Source organism: Streptomyces sp. MMS24-W38, from assembly GCF_059889265.1.
This window is the reverse complement of the sequence record NZ_JCBCPP010000001.1, coordinates 5254752-5275704: the sequence shown is the minus strand read 5'-3', so window position 1 is coordinate 5275704 and position 20953 is coordinate 5254752. Positions and strand designations below refer to the sequence as shown.

The 20953-nt window shown below is 71.9% G+C and carries 19 protein-coding genes and 1 pseudogene; 8 read left to right on the top strand and 12 right to left on the bottom strand.

Going from position 1 to position 20953, the window contains the following annotated elements; all coding sequences use genetic code 11:
- Positions 1-21: 21 nt before the first annotated feature.
- Together AC6F7H_RS22985 and AC6F7H_RS22980 are read right to left on the bottom strand one after the other, a co-directional pair.
- A complete protein-coding gene (locus AC6F7H_RS22985) occupies positions 22-996 on the bottom strand; it encodes an SCO1860 family LAETG-anchored protein (protein ID WP_500758798.1) in 975 nt (324 codons plus the stop codon).
- 196 nt (positions 997-1192) lie between these two features.
- The gene (locus AC6F7H_RS22980) at positions 1193-2290 is read right to left on the bottom strand and encodes an amidohydrolase family protein (RefSeq protein WP_500758797.1); all 1098 of its coding nucleotides are present in this window, start codon (positions 2288-2290) and stop codon (positions 1193-1195) included.
- A gap of 159 nt (positions 2291-2449) precedes the next feature.
- Here AC6F7H_RS22980 and AC6F7H_RS22975 point away from each other — a divergent pair, with 159 nt between their 5' ends.
- The 5 genes from AC6F7H_RS22975 to thpD all read left to right on the top strand — a co-directional run bounded on the left by AC6F7H_RS22975 (position 2450) and on the right by thpD (position 7283).
- The gene (locus AC6F7H_RS22975) at positions 2450-3553 is read left to right on the top strand and encodes a pyridoxal-phosphate-dependent aminotransferase family protein (protein WP_500758796.1); all 1104 of its coding nucleotides are present in this window, start codon (positions 2450-2452) and stop codon (positions 3551-3553) included.
- A 448-nt stretch (positions 3554-4001) separates the two neighbouring features.
- Positions 4002-4508 (top strand): diaminobutyrate acetyltransferase, encoded by a 507-nt coding sequence (ectA, locus tag AC6F7H_RS22970; protein ID WP_500758795.1) that lies wholly within the window; start codon positions 4002-4004, stop codon positions 4506-4508.
- An 88-nt stretch (positions 4509-4596) separates the two neighbouring features.
- Positions 4597-5868, top strand: a complete 1272-nt coding sequence (ectB, locus tag AC6F7H_RS22965; protein ID WP_500758794.1) for a diaminobutyrate--2-oxoglutarate transaminase — start codon at positions 4597-4599, stop codon at positions 5866-5868.
- Between the two features lie 98 nt (positions 5869-5966).
- Positions 5967-6365, top strand: coding sequence for an ectoine synthase (locus tag AC6F7H_RS22960; RefSeq protein ID WP_279336742.1), 399 nt, complete (start codon positions 5967-5969; stop codon positions 6363-6365).
- Positions 6366-6371: 6 nt separating this feature from the next.
- Positions 6372-7283, top strand: coding sequence for an ectoine hydroxylase (gene thpD, locus AC6F7H_RS22955; protein ID WP_500758793.1), 912 nt, complete (start codon positions 6372-6374; stop codon positions 7281-7283).
- Positions 7284-7419: 136 nt separating this feature from the next.
- On the opposite strand, the gene AC6F7H_RS22950 is transcribed toward thpD, so the two are convergent.
- The 4 genes from AC6F7H_RS22950 to AC6F7H_RS22935 form a co-directional block, all read right to left on the bottom strand.
- Complete coding sequence (locus AC6F7H_RS22950; protein ID WP_500758792.1) at positions 7420-8472, bottom strand: aminotransferase class V-fold PLP-dependent enzyme; 1053 nt, start codon at positions 8470-8472, stop codon at positions 7420-7422.
- Between the two features lie 283 nt (positions 8473-8755).
- The gene (locus tag AC6F7H_RS22945) at positions 8756-9466 is read right to left on the bottom strand and encodes a DsbA family oxidoreductase (protein WP_500758790.1); all 711 of its coding nucleotides are present in this window, start codon (positions 9464-9466) and stop codon (positions 8756-8758) included.
- A 75-nt stretch (positions 9467-9541) separates the two neighbouring features.
- Positions 9542-10048, bottom strand: a complete 507-nt coding sequence (locus AC6F7H_RS22940) for a GNAT family N-acetyltransferase (protein WP_500758789.1) — start codon at positions 10046-10048, stop codon at positions 9542-9544.
- Positions 10049-10166: 118 nt separating this feature from the next.
- Positions 10167-11696, bottom strand: a complete 1530-nt coding sequence (locus AC6F7H_RS22935) for an aldehyde dehydrogenase (NADP(+)) (protein WP_500758788.1) — start codon at positions 11694-11696, stop codon at positions 10167-10169.
- Between the two features lie 150 nt (positions 11697-11846).
- On the opposite strand from AC6F7H_RS22935, the gene AC6F7H_RS22930 reads away from it, so the two are divergent.
- The 3 genes from AC6F7H_RS22930 to AC6F7H_RS22920 all read left to right on the top strand — a co-directional run bounded on the left by AC6F7H_RS22930 (position 11847) and on the right by AC6F7H_RS22920 (position 14155).
- Positions 11847-12620 (top strand): IclR family transcriptional regulator, encoded by a 774-nt coding sequence (locus AC6F7H_RS22930; RefSeq protein ID WP_109379962.1) that lies wholly within the window; start codon positions 11847-11849, stop codon positions 12618-12620.
- A gap of 204 nt (positions 12621-12824) precedes the next feature.
- A complete protein-coding gene (locus AC6F7H_RS22925) occupies positions 12825-13403 on the top strand; it encodes a SigE family RNA polymerase sigma factor (RefSeq protein ID WP_500758787.1) in 579 nt (192 codons plus the stop codon).
- On the top strand, positions 13400-14155 hold the full coding sequence (locus AC6F7H_RS22920) for a hypothetical protein (RefSeq protein ID WP_500758786.1): 756 nt from the start codon (positions 13400-13402) through the stop codon (positions 14153-14155). The genes AC6F7H_RS22925 and AC6F7H_RS22920 overlap by 4 nt, the downstream gene beginning before the upstream one ends.
- 54 nt (positions 14156-14209) lie before the next feature.
- Here AC6F7H_RS22920 and AC6F7H_RS22915 read toward each other — a convergent pair whose 3' ends face one another.
- The 6 genes and pseudogenes from AC6F7H_RS22915 to AC6F7H_RS22890 form a co-directional block, all read right to left on the bottom strand.
- On the bottom strand, positions 14210-15283 hold the full coding sequence (locus tag AC6F7H_RS22915) for a dienelactone hydrolase family protein (RefSeq protein WP_500758785.1): 1074 nt from the start codon (positions 15281-15283) through the stop codon (positions 14210-14212).
- Positions 15280-16407, bottom strand: a complete 1128-nt coding sequence (locus AC6F7H_RS22910; RefSeq protein ID WP_500758783.1) for a pectinesterase family protein — start codon at positions 16405-16407, stop codon at positions 15280-15282. The genes AC6F7H_RS22915 and AC6F7H_RS22910 overlap by 4 nt, the downstream gene beginning before the upstream one ends.
- A gap of 102 nt (positions 16408-16509) precedes the next feature.
- Positions 16510-17850, bottom strand: a complete 1341-nt coding sequence (locus tag AC6F7H_RS22905; protein ID WP_500758781.1) for a pectate lyase family protein — start codon at positions 17848-17850, stop codon at positions 16510-16512.
- Between the two features lie 350 nt (positions 17851-18200).
- Positions 18201-19007, bottom strand: a complete 807-nt coding sequence (locus tag AC6F7H_RS22900) for a rhamnogalacturonan acetylesterase (RefSeq protein WP_500758780.1) — start codon at positions 19005-19007, stop codon at positions 18201-18203.
- Positions 19008-19150: 143 nt separating this feature from the next.
- Positions 19151-20512: an ABC transporter substrate-binding protein gene (locus AC6F7H_RS22895; protein ID WP_500758778.1), complete on the bottom strand. Its 1362-nt coding sequence runs from the start codon at positions 20510-20512 to the stop codon at positions 19151-19153.
- Between the two features lie 156 nt (positions 20513-20668).
- Positions 20669-20923 (bottom strand): annotated as a pseudogene (locus AC6F7H_RS22890) (beta-xylosidase family glycoside hydrolase); the annotation flags it as partial.
- Positions 20924-20953 lie beyond the last annotated feature (30 nt).

Sequence of the window (20953 nt, the reverse complement as noted above, 5' to 3'; positions counted from 1 at the left end):
CGATGTACCCGGTGTACAGCGTCAGTTGCGGCGGCCCCGGCGGGAGAGGGCGACTCCCGCGCCGCCCGCCGCGAGGAGCGCGACGGCGGCGCCCGCGATGTACGGGGTCCGCGAGTCGCCGCCCGTCTCGGCCAGGTCCGCCCCGGCCGGCTGCTCGGCGGGGGCCGCCTGCTCGGCCCGCGCGCCCTGGGGCTGCACGTCGGCGGTCCTGGGCTCCTCGGACTCCGCCGGATCCGCCTGCTCCTCGGCCGGGGCGGCGGGCTGCTCGGCCGGAGCGGCGGGGGCCTCGCACTTCGCTTCGGCCAGGGTGACGGTGCCGTTGACCTCGGCGACGTTCAGCTTCGACGGGTTGACGGCGACCTTGAGCCGGAGCGCGGTGGCGGCGGCGGTGCGGGACGTGGTCTCCGTCCTGGACAGGTCCAGGCGGACCTCGCCGACGCCCGGCACCGTGACCTCGGTGGTGCCCTCGGAGGTCAGCGTGACGCGTTTGCCGAGCACGGTCACCGAGCCGGGCAGGGTGGCCGAGGCGAGCGGGGTCCGGCCGGTCTCGCAGACGGCCTTGGAGGTGACCTTCTCGAGCTCGATCAGCGACAGCAGCGGCAGTCCGGGCACATGGACCCGGGCCTTGGCCAGGGTCGTGGAGGACTCGGCCCGCTCCCCCTCCACCGTCGCCTTCGCGTCTGCCACCTCCGCGCGCAGCACGCTGAAGGGACGGCCCTTGTCGACGCCCTCCAGGTCCGCGGTGAGGGCGGTCTTCTGCGCGCTCTGCGGCGCGTGGACCTCGTTGAGGGAGACGGTGAGCGGGGCGTTCACGCTCTTGTCGAGCAGGGCCACGTCGAGCCCGGTGCGCAGGACGGCCGCGCTCGCGCTGCCGTGTTCCCCGGTGGCCTGCGCGGCGCCCGCTCCGGCCAGCGCCGCGGGACCTGCGGCGAGGGCGGTGGCCGCGGCGACGACGGCCAGACGGCGTACGGGCATGCGGAAGTTGGTGCTGTTCAAGGTGGTGGGACCCCCATGAGACTTGAGTGGGACCCGGAAAGAATGACCGCCCCGGGAGACGACCGTCAGCGATCCGAGGACACTTCACTCCTTCGTGGCAGGCCCGCCGACACATTCGAATCTCGGGGCACTACTGTTCCCCACCGCCACCCACGCGTCACCCGGTAGGCGGGTTTCGCCCGCCGGGCAGCGGTCCCTAGCCGACCACGCGCCCGTTCAGTACCACCCGGCGCGGGTCGGTGAGCACCCGTACGTCCGCGCGCGGGTCGGACGCGTAGACCACGAGGTCGGCCGGGGCGCCCTCCTCCAGGCCGGGCCGCCCGAGCCAGGCCCGGGCGGCCCAGGTGCCGGCCGCGAGGGCGTCGACGGGCGGGATGCCGGCGGTGACCAGTTCGGCGACCTCGGCCGCCGCCAGGCCGTGCGGGAGGGTGCCTCCCGCGTCCGTACCGACGAAGACGGGGATGCCGGCGTCGTAGGCGGAGCGCACGGTGTCGTAGCGGCGTTCGTGGAGCCGGCGCATATGGGCCGACCAGCGCGGGAACCTGGACTCGCCGCCGTCGGCCAGTTCGGGGAAGGTGGCGATGTTGACGAGGGTCGGGACGATCGCCACGCCCCGTTCGGCGAACAGCGGGATGGTGTCGTCGGTCAGGCCCGTCGCGTGCTCGACGCAGTCGATGCCGGCCTCGACCAGGTCCCGCAGGGAGTCCTCGGCGAAGCAGTGCGCGGTGACACGGGCGCCCAGCCGGTGCGCCTCGGCGATCGCCGCCTCGACGGCGCCGCGCGGCCAGCAGGCCGACAGGTCGCCCAGGTCGCGGTCGATCCAGTCACCGACGAGTTTGACCCAGCCGTCGCCGTGCCGGGCCTCCTGGGCGACGTGGGCGACGAGGTCGCCGGGTTCGACCTCCCAGGCGTAGCCCCGGATGTAGCGGCGGGTGCGGGCGATGTGCCGGCCGGCCCGGATGATCTTCGGGAGGTCGTCGCGGTCGTCGATCCAGCGGGTGTCGGAGGGTGAGCCCGCGTCCCGCAGCAGCAGGGCGCCGGCGTCCCGGTCGGTGAGCGCCTGCTTCTCCGCGACCTCGGCGGGGACCGCGCCGTGCCGGTCGAGGCCCACGTGGCAGTGGGCGTCGACCAGGCCGGGCAGCACCCAGCCCTCGACGGTCCGGACGTCACGGGCGGTGCCGGGGCGGTCGTAGGAGATCCGCCCGTCGACCACCCACAGCTCGTCGCGGACCTGGTCCTCGTCCGGTCCGACGAGGATCCGGCCCTTCACGTGCAGCACCGCGCGTTCGCTCATACACCGCACCCTAGTGAGCCGCCACCCGGACGGGCCTACCCGGTCCGGGGTCCCCGCCTCCCCGTCCGGCCTGGGAATCCGGCGTCGGACGGGCTCCCGTACGCTCGCACCTGTACCCCCCACGACCTCGTGAAGCCGCGATCTGGAGAGAGCACCGCCGTGAGCACCCACCCCTTCCTCGGTCTGGCCCCGCTGAGCGCCACGCACTTCGCCTCGATCGAGGACCGCGTGGCACGGCTGCTGCGCACCACGCAGGACGTCGTGATCATGCAGGGTGAGGCGCTGCTTCCGCTGGAGGGCGCGATCCGCGCGGTCGCGGGCCCCGGCACGACCGCCCTGAACGTCGTCACGGGCCCTTACGGACAGACCTTCGGGGACTGGCTGCGGGACTGCGGCGCCACGGTGATCGATCTGTCGGTGCCGTTCCACACGGCGGTGACGGCCGGGCAGATCCGCGAGGCCTTCGCCGGGCATCCGGAGATCGACTTCGTCTCCCTGGTGCACGCGGAGGCGGCCACCGGGAACACCAACCCGGTCGCGGAGATCGGCGAGGCGGTGCGGGAGCACGGGGCGCTGTTCTATCTGGACGCGGTGGCGTCGATCGGGGCGGAGCCGGTGCTGCCGGACACGTGGGGCGTGGACCTGTGCGTGATCGGGGCGCAGAAGGCGATGGGCGGTCCGGCGGGCGTGTCTGCGGTGTCGGTGAGCGAGCGGGCGTGGGCCCGGATGGCGGCGAACCCGCGGGCGCCGCGCCGCTCGTACCTGTCGCTGCTGGACTGGAAGGAGCGCTGGATCGACGGGGGCCGTACGGCGCTGCCGCACGCGCCGGCGCAGTTGGAGATGCTGGCGCTTCAGGCGTGCGTGGAGCGTATCGAGGCGGTGGGCCTGGACACGGTGACGGCGCGGCACGCGGCGGCCGCCGCGGCGACGCGGGCGGGGGCGCTCGCGCTGGGCGGCGGCCTGGTGCCGTACGTCCACGAGGCGTCCGAGGCGGCTCCGGTCGCCACGACCTTGCGGGCCCCGTCGGGCACGGTGGCCGCGGAGCTGGTGGCCCACGCCCTGACCGTGGACCCGGCGCTCCCGCTGGCCGCGGGGGGCGGGGCACTGGCCAAGGAGATGATCCGCGTCAACCACTACGGCTCCGACGCGACCCGGGGCGCGGTACGGGCGAGCCTGGCGGCCCTGGGCACCGCGCTGGCGGAGCAGGGCCTGACGGTGGACGTGCGAGGCGCCCTGAGCGCGGCCGACGACGCCTGGCGGTAAGCCCGCGCGAGGCGGCTCCGAAGCCGAGCGGGAGTGCGTCGACGGCGCGACGGGGACACGAGCGGCCGCCCGGCCACGGGCGACCGAAATCATGAATTCCATAGGCTTACCGGAAGCAATCGGGGGCATTCTCACCCGGCATTCTCCCGCTTATTTTAATACAACCTTCCAGAGCAGCTTCCCACTTCCTTCTGCCCTCTTTCTTCGAACCTAAACGCAACGATTCAGCGGGGCGGGAAGCGGCACATCCAGGGCCCTCTCGCGGGAGTTACACACTTGTGACCGATCCCACAACGCGACCGATTTGCGCCTTGTATTCACTGCAAAACGGGGCATCCCGCCCACCTTCCGCTTGCGGCTTCACGCCCGCGCGATAACATAGTTCAAGCCACCAGGTAACCCCGGCAGCCGATGCAATTTCGTATTTACCTGGGTAAGTTCAATTCACATGAGTGCCGCTCAAGCAGACCCGCAAATGGATCGCCCCGCCCCGGCGGACGGAGCCGCGCTGTGGCGGATAGCGAGGGACTCGAAAACCCTCGACCTGAACTCGTCGTACAGCTATCTCCTGTGGTGCCGGGACTTCGCCGCCACATCGGCCGTCGCACGCGACGCCGGCGGGGAGCCGATCGGCTTCGTCACCGGCTACGTACGGCCGGACAGCCCGCACACCCTGCTCGTCTGGCAGGTCGCGGTGGACGAGGCGCACCGCGGCCGAGGTCTGGCCGCCGCTCTGCTCGACGGTCTGGCCGCACGGACCACCGCGGAACACGGAGTGACCACCGTGGAGACCACCATCACCCCGGGGAACACCGCCTCCGAGCGCCTGTTCACCGCGTTCGCCGAACGCCACGGCGCCCGGCTGGAGCGCGAGGTGCTGTTCGCGACCGACCAGTTCCCCGACGGACCGCACGACCCCGAGGTCCTGTACCGCATCGGTCCCCTCGCCCCCTGACCTTCGGTCCCCCGCGCACGCAGAAGTACGTCACTGCGCCGATCCCCGACTCCCTCCGACCTCCCACGCCAACGAGGAGCGATTCGTCGTGACCATCACCCAGCCCGATCTGAGCGTCTTCGAGACCCTTGAGTCCGAGGTGCGCAGCTACTGCCGTGGCTGGCCCACCGTCTTCGACCGCGCGCACGGCAGCCGCATGTACGACGAGGACGGCCACGAGTACCTCGACTTCTTCGCCGGAGCCGGTTCACTCAACTACGGCCACAACAACCCCGTACTGAAACGGGCGCTGATCGACTATCTGGAGCGGGACGGCGTCACCCACGGGCTCGACATGTCGACGACGGCCAAACGCGCGTTCCTGGAGTCCTTCCAGAACTGGATCCTGCGCCCGCGCGACCTGCCGTACAAGGTCATGTTCCCGGGCCCGACGGGCACCAACGCCGTCGAGTCGGCGCTGAAGCTGGCGCGGAAGGTGAAGGGTCGCGAGTCGATCGTGTCGTTCACCAACGCCTTCCACGGCATGTCGCTGGGCTCGCTCGCCGTGACCGGCAACGCCTTCAAGCGGGCCGGGGCCGGCATCCCGCTGGTGCACGGCACGCCCATGCCGTTCGACAACTACTTCGACGGCACGGTCGAGGACTTCCTCTGGTTCGAGCGGCTGTTGGAGGACCAGGGCTCCGGCCTCAACAAGCCGGCCGCCGTGATCGTCGAGACCGTGCAGGGCGAGGGCGGCATCAACGTCGCCCGGCCCCAGTGGCTGCGTGCCCTGTCCGAGCTGTGCGAACGTCAGGACATGCTGCTCATCGTCGACGACATCCAGATGGGCTGCGGCCGTACCGGTGCCTTCTTCTCCTTCGAGGAGGCGGGCATCACCCCGGACATCGTCACCGTCTCCAAGTCGATCAGCGGCTACGGCCTGCCCATGGCGCTGACCCTGTTCAAGCCCGAGCTGGACGTCTGGGAGCCGGGTGAGCACAACGGCACCTTCCGCGGCAACAACCCGGCCTTCGTCACGGCGACCGCCACCCTGGAGGCCTACTGGGCCGACGGGTCGGCGATGGAGAAGCAGACCCGTTCGCGCGGCGAGCAGGTCGAGCAGTCGCTGATCGCCATCGCCGAGGAGAACCTCGCCGACGTGAAGGAGTACCGCGGTCGCGGGCTGGTGTGGGGCCTGGAGTTCCACGACAAGGAGCGCGCGGGGCGGATCGCCGAACGCGCCTTCCAGCTCGGGCTGCTGATCGAGACCTCCGGCCCCGAGAGCGAGGTCGTCAAACTCCTCCCGGCACTGACCATCACCCCGGACGAGCTGGACGAGGGGCTGAGGACGCTGGCCCGCGCCGTCCGCGAGACCACCTGAACCACCTGCTGAACCGTCCGGGCCCCCGGCTTCGGCCCCGGGGCCCGGACGGCCCGCAGGCGCCATCACCGCCATCACCAAGGAGGCATCGCAGCACCGTGATTGTCCGTTCCTTCAAGGAGCTCGAGGGCACCGACCGGCATGTGAAGTCCGCGTCGGGCACCTGGGAGAGCAAGCGCATCGTCCTCGCCAAGGAGAACGTCGGGTTCTCCCTGCACGAGACCGTCCTGTACACCGGTACGGAGACGTCGATGTGGTACGCCAACCACATCGAGGCCGTCGTCTGCGTGGAGGGAGAGGCAGAGCTCACCGACCACGACTCCGGGCTGACGCACACGATCACGCCCGGGACCATGTACCTCCTCGACGGGCACGAGAAGCACACGCTGCGGGTGAAGAAGGACTTCCGCTGCATCTGCGTCTTCAACCCGCCCGTGACCGGACGGGAGGACCACGACGAGAACGGCGTATACCCGCTGCTCACCGAGGAGGTGTGAGGTTCCATGACCACCGTGATCCCCAGCACCGGGACTCACGTCCCCGACCTCTATCCGACCCGCGGCTCCGCCGAGGTCGTCACCCCGCGACAGGACCCGGTCGTCTGGGGCGCCCCGGACGCGCCCGGCCCGATCTCGCCTGCCGACCTCGGGGCGTTCGAGCGTGACGGCTTCCTCGCCGTCGATCAGTTGATCACCGAGGACGAGGTCGCCGTCTACCGGGACGAACTGAACCGGCTGGTCGCCGACCCGGCGATCCGGGCCGACGAGCGGTCGATCGTCGAACCGCGGTCCAAGGAGATCCGCTCGGTCTTCGAGGTCCACCGGATCAGTGAGGTGTTCGCGCGGCTGGTGCGTGACGAGCGGGTGGTCGGCCGGGCCCGGCAGATCCTCGGCTCGGACGTGTACGTCCACCAGTCCCGGATCAACGTCAAGCCGGGCTTCGGGGCCAGTGGCTTCTACTGGCACTCGGACTTCGAGACCTGGCACGCCGAGGACGGTCTGCCGCGGATGCGGACGGTGTCCGTGTCGATCGCGCTGACCGAGAACTTCGACACCAACGGCGGACTCATGATCATGCCGGGGTCGCACAAGACGTTCCTCGGGTGTGCGGGGGCCACACCGAAGGACAACTACAAGAAGTCGCTGCAGATGCAGGACGCGGGCACGCCCTCCGACGAGGGGCTGACCGCGCTGGCGTCCGAGCACGGCATCAGGCTGTTCACCGGCGCGGCCGGCTCGGCGACGTGGTTCGACTGCAACGCCATGCACGGCTCCGGGGACAACATCACACCGTTCCCGCGCAGCAACGTGTTCATCGTGTTCAACAGTGTCGACAACACGGCCGTCGAGCCGTTCGCGGCGCCGGTCCGGCGTCCCGAGTACATCGGGGCACGGGACTTCACACCGGTGATGTGAGCGCGGTACCCGGAACGGGTGCCGCGAACGCGTGACGTGCGCGCGACGGTGACTGCGGGCCGGGCCTCCTCGTGTGGGACGGGAGGCCCGGCCCGCTGCCGTGCGCGTGACCGGGCCGGCGTGGGTCCCGGCCTCCTCAGCCGGACAGGGCGTCCAGCAACCGGTCCACGTCGGACGGTGTGTTGTAGAGGTGGAAGGACGCCCGCAGATGGCCGGCCCGGTTGGACAGAGCGAGGCCGGCCCGGCCCAACTCGGGCTGGACACGGTCCAGTTCCGGCACGGAGACGATGGCCGAGCCGGGTGCGGGCACGGGCTCGTGGCCCAGTGTGGCAAGCCCCGCCCGGAAGCGGTCGGCGAGGGCGAGGTCATGGGCGTGGATCGTCTCCACACCGATCTCCTCGACGAGTTCGAGGGAGGCGCGCAGTCCCGCGTAGGTGAACAGGGCAGGACTCACGTCGAACCTGCGGGCCGAGTGGGCGAGTTCGGTGACGGGTCCGTAGCAGCTGTCCCAGGGCCTCTCCCCCGCGACCCACCCCGCCTGCACCGGGGTCAGTCCGCCGAAGTCCTCCGGCACCACGAGGAAGGCCGCCCCGTGCGGGCCGAGCAGCCACTTGTAGGTGATGGCGACGGAGTAGTCGTGGGCGCCGGCGTCGACCGGCAGCCAGCCGGCCGCCTGGGAGAAGTCGACGTAGGTACGAGCACCGTGCTCCCCGGCCGCCTCCCGCAGCGCGGGCAGATCGGCGATCCGGCCGTCGGCGGACTGCACGGCGCTCACGGCGACCAGGGCGGTGTCCGGACGGACGGACTCGGCGAGCCGCTCCAGGGGCACGGCCCGCACCTTGAGGTCGCCGCGTACGTGGAACGGGTTGAGCACCGAGGTGAAGTCGCCCTCGACGGTGAGGACTTCGGCGCCCGGCGGCAGTGCGGCCGCGATCAGGGCGGTGCAGAGAGCGGCGGTGGCACCGGCCGCCACGCGCCCGACGGGGACGCCGGCCAGCCGGGCGTAGGCGGCCCGGCACGCCTCGACATCGTCGAAGAGCGGATCCAGCGGGCCGCCCTCGGCCCTCAGCCGCACGGCCTCCTCGAGGGCGGTCACCGTACGCGCGGGCAGCAGGCCACTGCTCGCGGTGTTGAGGAAGGTGTTCTTCGGGGTGAACTCGGCACGGACGAGACTTGCGAAGATCTCCATCAGTCTCCTCGCGAGGGGACCCTCGGCTTCAGGCGGAGGGAGTCGCTTGCCCAGCCATGGTAGTTTCCGTCCACTCCGAAAGGGGTCGGTTCGGGCTGGACCGCAGCCTTCGGGTTGGAAGCCCGCCGCCTTCAGCGGTGGATGGAGTCACGGGACCACTCTGCGGCCGGGCTCGGGGAACTCCCGTCTGTCGCCGCATTCTGCGTGGTACTACCTGGGAGAACACCCATGCACCCCCACTGACCTGCGAGCTTGCAGGCCGGCGGGGGTGGGCGCGGACGGTTCAGCTCTGCGGGACCGCGCAGCCGTCGGGGCCGCAGGCCTCCGCGTCGCCGTCGACGATCTCCAGCGGCGACCGCTCGCCCCACGCCTGGGTCAGCGCCTGGGTGAACACCTCGGCGGGCTGGGCGCCGGAGACGCCGTACTTGCGGTCGAGGACGAAGAAGGGCACGCCCCGCGCGCCGAGTTCCGCGGCTTCCCGCTGGTCCTCGCGCACCTCGGCAGCGTACGCGTCCGGGTCGGCCAGGACCGCGCGGGCGGCGTCGGTGTCGAGGCCGGCGGCGGTGGCGAGTCCGAGGAGGCGTTCGTCGTCGCCGAAGACGGACCGCTCCTCGGCGAAGTTCGCCTTGTAGAGGAGGTCCAGCAGCTCCACCTGGCGGCCCTGGGCGCGGGCGAAGTGCAGCAGTCGGTGCATGTCGAAGGTGGCGCCGTGGTCACGGCCCCGGGTGCGGTACGGCAGCCCCTCGGCCGCGGCCTGGGCGCCGAGGTTGTCCTCACCGGCCTCGGCCTGTGCCTGGCTCATGCCGTACTTCTTGGTCAGCATCGTGAGCACGGGCTGGATGTCGTCCTTGGCCCGGCCGGGGTCCAGCTCGAAGGAGCGGTGCACCACCTCGACGTCGTCACGGTGCGGGAACTCGCCGAGCGCCTTCTCGAACCGCGCTTTGCCGACATAACACCAGGGGCACGCGATGTCCGACCAGATTTCGACACGCATCGTTCAGGCACTCTCCCGGTCGTGGGGACACGGAGACTCCCTCCGCTGTGTGCGTGAACGTTCAACCAGTGAGGTTCATTCCCCCGGCACGGCGAAGCGCAGGTGGAGGTGGTGGTCGTCCTCGGCGGGCGGATGTCCCGGGTCCGGGATCCAGCCGTGGCGGGCGTAGAAGGCCTGGGCCCCCCGGTTGCCGGCGTGCACCTCGAGCACGGCGGTCCGTCGGCCGTTCGCCCGCCACTCCTCGACGCAGGCGGTGTGCAGGGCCGTGCCGACGCCGGCGCGCCAGTGCCCCGGGTCGACGTGGAACTGGAACAGCTTGACCGTGTCGGCGGGGGCGCCCGGCGGGGTGCGGAACGAGGCGATGCCGGCCAGGTGGCCGTCCCGCACCGCGCACAGCACCTGCACCTCGGGGTGTTCGACGGCCTCCCGCCAACGCGCCCGCCAGTCGGTGCCGTCGTCGGGGAGGCCGTCCGGGTAGTACGTGGACCGGGCGCGCAGGTGCAGTGCGGCGATGTCCGCGACCTCGGCCGCCAGGGCGGTCCTGATCACTAAGGAGTCCATGGTCCGGTGCGATTCGATCATGCGCTGCAGGACGTTCCCCGGCGGGCGGTGGTTCCCGGTGTGCCGGCTTCCGTCGCGCGGGGCCCGTCCGGCGAATCGTGCCGAACGGGCCCCGCGTGCCGTGCGGTGCCGGGCGTGCTCAGCGCTCCAGGCCGCCGTTGAAGCGGCGCGGCAGTTTCTGCGGGTTGTCGTCGCGCAGTTCCGGCGGCAGGAGGGCGGCCGGGCTGTTCTGGTAGGCGACGGGACGCAGCCAGCGCTCGATGGCGGTGCCGCCGACCGAGGTGGAGGTGGAGGTGGTCGCCGGGTACGGGCCGCCGTGGTGCTGGGCCGGGGCGACCGCGACACCGGTCGGCCAGGCGTTGACGAGTACCCGGCCGGCGAGCGGGGTCAGTTCGGCGAGGATCTCCGCACCCCGGCCCTGGCCGGCGCCCTCCTCCTCGGACAGGTGAACGGTGGCGGTGAGGTTGCCGGGCAGGCGGGTCAGGACGGAGCGGACCTCGGTGTCGTCCTCGTAGCGGGCCACGACGGTGACCGGGCCGAAGCACTCCTCCAGCAGCAGGTCGTGCTCGCCGTCCGTGGTGAGTCTGCTCGCCGGGACGGTGAGGAAGCCGGCGCTGACCGTGTGCTCGCCGCCCGAGCCCGGGGTCACCGGGGATCCCACATCGGGCAGTCGGGCGCGCTCGGCGACTCCGGCGACGAAGTTGTCGCGCATGCGGTGGTCGAGCAGGACACCGGCGTCGGTGTCGCTGACGGCGTCGGTCAGGGACTTGACGAGGCGGTCGCCGGCCGCGCCCGCCGGGGCGAGGACGAGGCCCGGCTTCACACAGAACTGGCCGACGCCCAGCGTCATCGAACCGGCGAGACCGGCGCCGATCGCCTCGGCGCGCTCGGCGGCGGCGGCCTCGGTGACGAGGACCGGGTTCAGCGAGCCCAGCTCGCCGTGGAACGGGATCGGGACCGGGCGGGCGGCCGCCGCGTCGAAGAGGGCGCGTCCGCCGCGCACCGAGCCGGTGAAGCCGGCCGCCGCGACCAGCGGGTGCCGGACCAGTTCGACGCCGGCCTCGAAGCCGTGCACCAGGCCGAGCACGCCCTCGGGGATGTCGTGCCGGGCCGCCGCGCGGCGCAGCACCCTGGCGACCAGCTCGGACAGGCCCGGGTGGTCGGGGTGGGCCTTGACGACCACCGGGCAGCCGGCCGCCAGCGCGCTCGCGGTGTCGCCGCCGGGGACGGAGAAGGCGAAGGGGAAGTTGGAGGCCGAGTAGACGGCGACGACGCCCAGCGGGACCTTGTAACGGCGCAGGTCCGGGACGGGCGGGGTGGCAGTGTCGTCGGGGTGGTTGATGACGACGTCGAGGAAGGCGCCCTCGTCGACGATGTCGGCGAAGGCCCGCAGCTGGTAGCAGGTGCGGGCGAGTTCGCCGGTCAGCCGGACCGGGCCGAGGGCGGTCTCGGCGTCGGCGGCCTCGACGAGCCGGTCCCCGGCCGCCTCGAGCTCGTCGGCGGCGGACCGCAGGAAGGCCGCACGGGCGGTGCGGTCGGCCAGGGCGCCCCGCGCGTCGTGCGCGGCCCGGACGGCGGCGTCCACCTCCTGGGCCGTGGCCTCCACCGCAACCTGTTCCCGCTGCTTCCCGGTTCGGGGGTCGACGCTCCAGACTGGTGCTGCTGCCACCGCGAGTCCCTCCACTTGACTGCCGCCCTCAATGCCGCAGTATGTACGTCACCCATCGGCGGCGTTCGATATACTGAACACTGTCTCTGATGATGAATGTGCTGCTGGAGACTATAACTTCAGCTTCTCGTCGAACGAAGGGCCAAGGGGATGTCGGCTGGCGAGACGGGCGGCGGCGCGCAGGTCAAGTCCGCGGTGCGGACCGTTGAACTGCTCGAGTACTTCGCCGGGCGCCCCGGTATGCACTCCCTGGCGGCGGTCCAGGAGGCCGTCGGCTACCCCAAGTCCAGTCTCTACATGCTGCTGCGCACCCTTGTCGACCTCGGCTGGGTGGAGACGGACGCGACGGGCACGCGGTACGGCATCGGTGTGCGGGCGCTGCTCGTGGGCACGTCCTACATCGACGGCGACGAGGTGGTGGCGGCGGCCCGTCCCACCCTGGACCGGCTCTCGGACGACACCACGGAGACCATCCACCTGGCCCGGCTCGACGGCACCAACGTCGTCTATCTGGCCACCCGGCAGTCGCAGCACTACCTGCGCCCCTTCACCCGGGTCGGCCGCCGGCTGCCCGCGCACTCGACGTCGCTCGGCAAGGCGCTGCTGAGCACGTACACGGACGAGCAGGTGCGCAAGATGCTCCCGCAGACCCTGCCCGCCCTCACCGAGCACACCATCACGGACCGGGAGAAGCTCATCGAGGAGCTGCACCAGGTGCGCGAGCAGGGCTTCGCCGTGGACCGCGAGGAGAACACGCTCGGGCTGCGCTGCTTCGGGGTGGCGATCCCCTACCGCACGCCCGCACGGGACGCGATCAGCTGCTCGGTGCCGGTCGCCCGGCTCACCCCCGCGCACGAACAGATGGTCAAGGACGCCCTGTTCGACGCACGCGACCGGCTGACCCTGGCCACCCGGAGGCTCTGACCGCGCAGACCGCCCCGCGCGCGGTGCCGTACGACGGCGGCCCGTCTCCCCGCCCGCCACGCCTCGTTCGGGTGCGCCTCGTGTTCCGGATCCGGGTGACGACCGGTCGTGCGCCGTTCGGCCGGCCGTGCGAACTGACGGGTGCTCACTGCTACGCTCCGGGGCTCGCGGGGCCCCCGACACCGCTGCGAGGGGAGGTGGCCCGTGGGTGCGCTCGTCGACGACGCCGCCTCCGCGGAGTTCCACGCCTTCTTCGAGCGTCACTATGCCGGACTGTCCCGTCTCGCCTGGCTGCTGACGGGTGAGGCGGACGCCGCCGACGACCTGGCCGCGGACGCGCTGCTGGCGTTGTGGCACCGCTGGGACCGGGTACGCGCCGCCGAGCATCCGGTGGCGTACGCGCGGGGCGTGGTCGCCAACATGGCGCGTACCCGCATCCGCGGCGCGGTGCGCGAGCGGCGCCGGATCGCCCTGTTCTGGTCGCAGCGTGAGGAGCGGGTCGAGAATCCGGACGTCGCGGGTGTGGTGGATGTGCAGGAGGCGCTGCGCAGGCTGCCGTTCCGCAAGCGGGCGTGTGTGGTGCTGCGGCACGCCTTCGACCTGTCGGAGAAGGAGACCGCGCTGGCCCTGGGCGTCTCGGTGGGCACGGTGAAGAGCCAGACCTCGAAGGGGATGGCCGAACTGCAGCGGCTGCTGGGCACGGCGGAGGTGCCCCGAAGGGTGCACGCCGCGGCGGGGCGCCCGGGGAAGCCCGCCGGCGAGGACGCGGGAAGGGACCGATGACCATGCGGCGGGACGTGCACGACGAGCTGCGCGCCCGGCTGCACGAGGCGGCCGGGGAGCACGAGCCCGACCGGGAACGCGTCCTGGCCCGGGTCGAACGCGGCATGGCCGGAACGGTCCGTCCGCTCCGGCCGGCCTCGCGTCCACCGGTGCCGGGCTGGGTGCGGGTGGCGGGCGCGACGGCCGCGGTGGCCGGTGTGCTCGCGGTGGGCGGTCACACGGTGACATCAGCGGTGCGGGGCGACGAGGCGCCCCCGCAGCGACAGGTGGCCGTCTCCCCGGCGCCCGCACCGACGCCGGCACCGGACGCGCCCGGCACGGTGGGGCCGCCCGCCGGTGTCGAGGACGGTCCCCTGCGGTCGGACGGCGCGGTGAACCCGCACAGCAACGAGTTCTGGGCGCAGAGCGACGTCACCCTGCGGACGAGCGAGCCGCTGGCCGCGCTGACCGTGCGGCTGCGGATCGCGCAGACCGGCGGGGTCTCCTCGACGGGGGCCTGGCGGTCGCTGCCCGAGGAGGACTTCGCGCTCACAGTGGACGAGCGGGACGGTCACCTCGTCTACATCTGGACGCTGAAGGGGGGCCGCACGGTCCCGCCGGGCGAGTGGGTGTTCGCCGGGCAGTACAACCATGCCCGCGGCGGCCGGGACGCGCGGAGCGACACCTATGCGGCGACCGCCGCCGGGGGGTCCGGACGGCTCTCCGTGGGCGGCGGCTTCGCGGCCGACGACGGTGCGCGACGGACTTCGTGACGGGCTTCGCGACGGGTTTCCCCGATCAGGTCGAAAGGGCGGGGCGGGTGGTCCTCACAGGACGGAGCCGAGCCAGGCGTACACCTCGTCCTGCATCGCGTCGTCGAAGACGTGGCCCCTGTCCGGCCACGTCTTCAGCCGCAGCCGGTCCTCGGCGCCCTGTGAACGCCAGACGGCACGCAGCTTGTCGTGGGCGGTACGCACCCCGTCGGCGGGGAACAGGACGTCGAGCCCGCCGTGGAAGAACAGCATCGGCCGGGGTGCGGCGATGCTCGCCACGTCGGGGATGTCCAGGTGCCGGGCGAGCCCGGGGTGGAGCATGTGGAACGCCGACTGCCCGCGCAGCGTGTTGTTCCCGGGCACCATCATCTCCTTCAGCCCGGTCATCCAGCACACGCTCGCCGCCGCCGCGACGTGGTCGCTGAGCGCGGCCACCTGCCAGGCCCGGTAGCCGCCCATGGAGAAGCCGAGGGCGGCGACCCGGCGCGCGTCCACCCGGTCGAGGCCGGCCAGGAAGGCGGCGGCCCGCTGGTCCTCGCGGGCGTGGAGTCCGGCGAGTGAGGAGCCGAGGTGGAAGAGGTTGCTCGCCAGTTCCTGCTGCCGCTCGTGGACCAGCGGCCCCCGCTCCCCCCAGCCGAGGGCGTCCGGGCAGAGCACCACATGGCCGCGCCGGGCGAGTTCGTCGCCGACGAAGCGCCCGGCGAAGTACCGCTCGGCCCACTGTTCGGCGGAGGCGAGCCGGGTGTCGTCGTCCCAGGGCCGGACGCCTTTCTCCCTGCCGATGTCGAAGCGGGAACCGTGGTCGTGCAGGAGCAGCACGGCCGGGAAGGACCCGGTGCCCCGCGGGGTGAGCAGGGCGCCGCGGACCCTGCCGTACCGGGTGAGCGAGAGCTCCACGCGCTCGCGGGTGTAGCCGTCCCCGGGAGGGCCCGCGGTGAACTCGGGCGCGTACGGTGTGCCGTCCTGGTCCGCCACGACGAGCAGTTCCCCGACCTTGTCCCGGGCCGCCCGCCGCCATGCCGGGAAGTCCCGGACGGGTGAGGTGCCCCAGGCCAGCGGGAACGTCAGGTCGTCCTTGAGCGCCGGATGGAGGCCGGGCGGGCCGGGCAGGTCCGGGGCGGGGGTCACGTGCCGGTCCGGGGGTGCCAGTCGCCGAGGTGGCTCTCGCGGGTGTGGGCGGCGGCCTGGGCTCCGGTGAGCTGGGGCCGGTTCTCGGGGACGGTGACCACGGCGCCGGGACCGGAGTTGCGGTACTCGGCGAAGCGCTGGTCCTGCCAGGGGTGGCCGCTCGCCATGTCGGTGTACGGCGCGACGGCGTCGATGCCGGGGCCGAGGTGGGTGTCGCGGACGGTGAGCATCGGGCGGGCGGTGGGGTCGGAGCCGGGCACCCAGGGGCGGGCCAGTTTGTAGTGGCCGTCGGGTGCCTCGCTGCTGATCCTGCTCCTCGTGACGAGGTAGCCGCGCGGGTTGGCGCCGGCCGTGGAGGGCGCGAAGACGAAGCCGTGCGGGGGGCCGGTCAGGTCCGGGCGGATCAGGGTGCGGAAGTGGCAGTGCTCGAAGACGGCGGTCGCCCGGCCGAACACGAAGTCGACGTCGCCCTCGGCGTAGCAGTGGGAGAAGTACTGGCGGGCGAAGGTGCCGAGCGCCGTGGAGTCGGCGTACAGGGTGTCCTGGTGGCCAAGGAACCGGCAGTGGGTGAAGGCGCTGCGGTCGCCCTGCACCTTGAGGGCGACGGCCTGGGTGCCGCTGGTGCCGGGGAGGTCGGTGCGCAGCCAGTCGTTGGCGAAGGTGATCCAGCGGGCGGTGAAGCCGTCGGGGCGCACGGTGGTGGTGGCGGAGCCGGAGGTGCCGTGGTTTCCGGAGCCGTCCGGTTTCGGGGTGCCCGCCGCGTTGTCGTACACGATCACGACGTCACGGGGGTTCCGCGAGGCGCCGATCCAGGTCATGTCGGTGCGGTCGGCGGCCACGGACACCGTCTCCCGGTAGGTGCCCGGGGCCAGGACGAGAACGCGTCCGGTGCCGGTCGCGGCGGTCACGGCCGCCTGGACGGAGGTGAAGTCACCGGCGCCGCCGGGGTGGACGTACAGGGTCCCGGGGGTCAGGCGGTCGGCCGGCGAACCGTACCGGCCGAAGGGGCGGCGCGGGTGGTGGGCCGCCCGGGCGGGTGCCTCGGCCGCCAGGGCGAGCGCGGTGGCGGCCGAGGCACCCGCCAGCAGCAGACCCCTTCTGGACACGGGCAGCGAGGAGGGCATGCGGGGCTCCTTCGGTACGGGGAGGACCGGGGCGGGCGCGCGCCGCAGTGGGGGTGGAGCGCGCCCGCCCCGGCGAACGGGGGTGCGGGGGTGTCAGGGGTGTCAGCGGACGCGGCCCGCTCCCGCGCCGTGCTCGACCAGTGCCGGGACCGCCTGCGCCGGGTGCACGGCGGTGCGCAGGGCGGGGGTCCAGCCGGCGCCGGAGCGGAGGGTTCCCTCGGGGTTCTCCGCGTTGTGCACGGCGATCAGGTCGACCCGCTTGCCGTTGACGCGGTTGTCCCGGGCGGTGAGCGGCGAGTCGTTCCACCGCTTGAGGACCTTCGCCGGGCTGACGCCCTTGGCCAGCGTGAACGCGTTGTGCTCGGCGACGAGCTGGGACTCCTTGCCGACGCCGAAGCTGTAGCCGTAGCCCTGGCTGGCCACGAAGTGGTTGTTGTAGACGTCGACCTGTCCGAAGCGGACGCGCGGCGCGCGCTCGACCAGCTTCGAGAACAGGTTGTGGTGGAAGGTCACCTTCAGCCTGCCCCGGTCGCCGACGGCCGTGGACTCGCTGTCGCTGTTGCCGATCAGGATCGTCTTGTCGTGCTCGGTGAAGACGTTCCAGGAGGCGGTGACGTGGTCGGCGCCCCGGACGATGTCCAGCTCGCCGTCGTGCTGCTGGTACAGCATCCCGAAGTGGGTGGGGGCCTCGCTGTCGGGGTGGTCGCCGTCGGTGAAGGTGTTGTGGTCCAGCCAGACATGGGTGGAGCCGTACACGACGGCGGTGTCGTACTCGGAGTTCCAGTTGCCCCGGTCGCCGTCGGTCGGGTCCCACTGCGGGAAGCAGTCCACCGGGCTCTCGAGGGTGAGGTTGCGGACGATGACGTTGTCCACGCCCTTGATCTGCAGGCTGGCGCCCTTGAACCCGGCGTCGCGGCCGATGCCGATGATCGTGGTGTTGGGTGGGATGCTCGCCTTGATGACGGTGTCCTGGTTGGCGGCCGAAACCCTGCGCAGGCCCTCGGGGCTGTCGTCGGGCTCGTCGGTCAGGTCCTGTTCCAGGCCCCAGGTCTCGGGCGCGTACTTCGCGAGGTAGTCGTCGAAGTCGTAGCCGGGGGCGGCGAGCGCGTCGCAGCCGTCGGAGACCGCGTTGATCGTCCCCCGCACCTTGATGATCTTCGGGGCGCTGCCGCCGTCCGCCAGGGCCGCCTTGAATCCGGCCCAGTCGCTGACGGTGCGGACGTGCTCGGCGGTGGCGTCGGCGCCTCCGGTGGTGCCGGTTCCGTGGGACGCCCAGCCGTCGTTCGCGCCGAGCGTCTGCCGGGCGACGTCGCGGGGGTGGCCGGGGTGATGGCCGGAGTGGGCCTGGACGCCGGTGCCGGTCAGGACCAGCACGAGAGCGGTGCAGCCGGCCAGCGAGGCGGCTCTCATCATGGCATGACCCTGCCATATTGGTCTGTTCATCAGGTCTCTCCGTACAGGGGGAGTCGGGTGGATTGAGTGGTGGAGTCGGCTTCGCCCGGCTGGTGAAAACCAAGTCAGTCGGGCCTACCGCCGGGCTGGCGGGATGTCAGGTCCGTGGAGCCGGCGCAAGACCGATGGCTGGTACACCAGCCCCTGCCGTTTGTTCGGGTCGGCTGCTGTCGATGAAGCAGAAAGCTCAACCCGCGAGGGCTGAATCCCCCTGCTTCAGCTGGGAGAGATGTCGAGGTGCGGCTCTCCCTTGTTTCTCGTTTTTCTCGTTTTTCTCGTGGTCCTCGTGGTCCTCGTGGTCCTCGTGGTCCTCGTGGTCCTCGTGGTCCTCGTCAGACCGGTCAGCCGGCGGTGGCGGCGTCCGGCCAGGTGATCCAGGACTCGGGGATCGCCTCGTCCAGCCGGCGCACGTCCCGCGGCGCGAGCACCCGGGTGCGCAGCAGCTCCCGGGCGACCAGCCGGGCCACGGCGATCGCGCCGGGCGGGTTGAAGTGCGTGTTGTCCTGCTCGGTCGCCGTCCAGTTGAAGTACTTCTTGGTCTCCTCGACGCCCAGCTCCTGCCACAGCGCCAGCGACAGGGCCTGGATGTCGAGCAGCGCGACCCGCTCCTCGTCGGCCAGCGCCCGCATCGCCGCCGGGTACGCGCCGTGGCTCGGCACGGCGTCGCCGGCCGTGTCGAACCTCCGGCGCTCCACGGCGGTGGCCAGCACGGGTCGCGCCCCGCGGGCCCTGGCCCCGGCGACGTACAGCCGCAGGTACTCCCGGTACGTCGTCCAGGGCTCGGTGTAGCGGCTCGGGTCGGTGGCCTTCTCGTCGTTGTGCGCGAACTGGATCAGCAGGAGGTCACCGGGCCGGATGGCGCCGAGGACGGCGTCGAGCCGCCCCTCGTCGACGAAGCTCTTCGAACTCCGCCCGTTCACGGCGTGGTTGGCGACCACGAGGTCACGGCGGAGCAGGAAGGGGAGCGCCATGCCCCACCCGGTCTCCGGTGCCGCGTCGGCGTACTTCTGGGCCGCGGTGGAGTCCCCGGCGATGTGAAGGGTGCGGGGCCGGGGCCGCCGGGGCGCGGCCCGGGCGGTGCCGGTCACCGTGAGGGCGAGGGGGAGACCGAGACCGGCGGCGGAAACCTGTCTGCGAGTGAGCGACACAAGCCTGTGCCTTTCAGCAAGGGTCCGGGAAAGCGCCTCGCGGGGCGCGGGACTGTACCTGTGTGCGGGCGGCCACGGCGCGGGGACGGCCGCGCCCGGAGCGAACGGGCCGGCGGCCACCCCGCGGTGACACCGGGAACCGCTCAGGCCATCTGCTCCTGCCACTCGGCCTGGGCCTCGTTCAGCTGCTCGGCCAGGTTGTCGAGGAAGTCCTTCGCGCTCATGTCCCCGAGCAGCACCTTCTGGAAGTTCGGCTCGTTGTCGGCCTTGGAGACGGTGTTCCAGTCCGGCAGGTAGTACGGCAGCTGGACGATGGTCGTCGACCCGTCGCTCAGCGCGTCCGCGGCCAGCTTGGTCGGCTCCGCCTCGGCGATCCAGTCGTCCTTGGCGGCGTCCAGGTTCGAGGGCACCTGGCCGGCGGACTCGTTGAACTTCGAGTTCGCCTCGGCCGAGACGGCGTACTCGATGAACTTCCAGGCGGCGTCCTTGTTCTTGGAGCTCTGGAACACGCCGAGGCCGTCGACCGGGTTGGAGACCTGGACCCGGCCGCCGTCGGGGCCGGTGGGCTGCGGGATGCCCCGGAACTTGTCGGCGCCGAGCGCCTTCACGTGGTCCTGGTACGACCCGAGGTTGTGGTTGAGCATGCCGATCGTGCCGGAGTCCCACTGCGCGACCATCTTGGTGAAGTCGTTGTTCAGGTCGGCGGCGGGGGTGACCTTCTTGAACAGGCCCGCGTACTTCTCGAGGGCGTCGACGTTCTTCGGGTCGTTGACCGTGGTCTCCTCACCGGTGGAGTCCCAGAACGTGGTGATGCCGGACTGGCCGTACATCGCGTCCAGGGCCTGGGCGATGGAGCCGGCGCCACCGCGGATGGTGTAGCCGAACTCGTTCTTGCCCTTGTCGCTGAGCTTCTCCGCGGCCTTGAAGAAGCGCTCCCAGCTGGTCGGTTCCTCGAGACCCGCCTTCTCGAACAGGTCGGTGCGGTAGTAGAGGACGCCGTTGTTCGCGGAGGTCGGGACCGAGTACAGCTGGTCGTCACCGCCGCCGGCGGCGCGCAGCGACTCGATCATGTCCTTGTTGAGCTTGCCGTCGAGGGACGACCTGCCCAGCCGGTCGTCCAGCGGGGCGAGCGCCTTCTGGGCGGAGAAGCCCGCGAGCATCGACGCGCTGATCCCGCCGACGTCCGGCAGGCCGCCGCCCTGGATGGCGGTGTCGACCTTGGACTGGTACTCGGTGGCGGCGATCCCGACGTACTCGACGTCGATCTCCGGGTTGGCCTTCTCGAAGTCGGCGATGATCTCCTTCCAGATCGCGGTGCGGACACCGCCGTTGTTGTCCCAGAAGGTGATCTTGCCCGTGCCGCTGCCCTCGGCACCCTTGTCCCCGCCGGCTCCGCTGCCGTCGTCGCCGCAGGCGGTGACGGTCAGCGCGAGCACGGCGCCCAGGGCGACGGCGGCCGACGTCCGGCGCCTGCCTGTGCTGCTTCTGCGATTGCTGATCTTCATGGTCGGCTCTCTTCTTCTGGTTCCGACGGGATGTGCGGGTATGGGTGCGTCTCGCGGTCGTCCGGTGGCGCTCAGCCACGTGGGGGCGGTGTCGGCAAGCGCTTGCCGTGGAGGTGCGTCATTGCGGCTCCCGACAGGCTTGACGGAGAAGGGTGGTTACGCGGCGCTGATCCTGAACTGCGTGAAGGTCGCCGTCCCGGCGTGCCCCCGGCCCGTCGGGGTGAGGGCGACCAGGCCGAGCAGGGCGCCGACCCAGCGCCACGGAGTGGCGGCGAGGACCTGTCCAAAGGAGCGGAAGCCGTCCCCGGTGTCGTACGAGAAGCGGCAGCGGGCTCCGGCACCGGCCTCGATCCGCAGCCTCACCCGGCCCTCGGGGGCGAGCCGCGGGTGGTCGGCGTCCCGTTCCTTCTCGGGGTCGGACCAGTCGGCGTCCAGGACCGG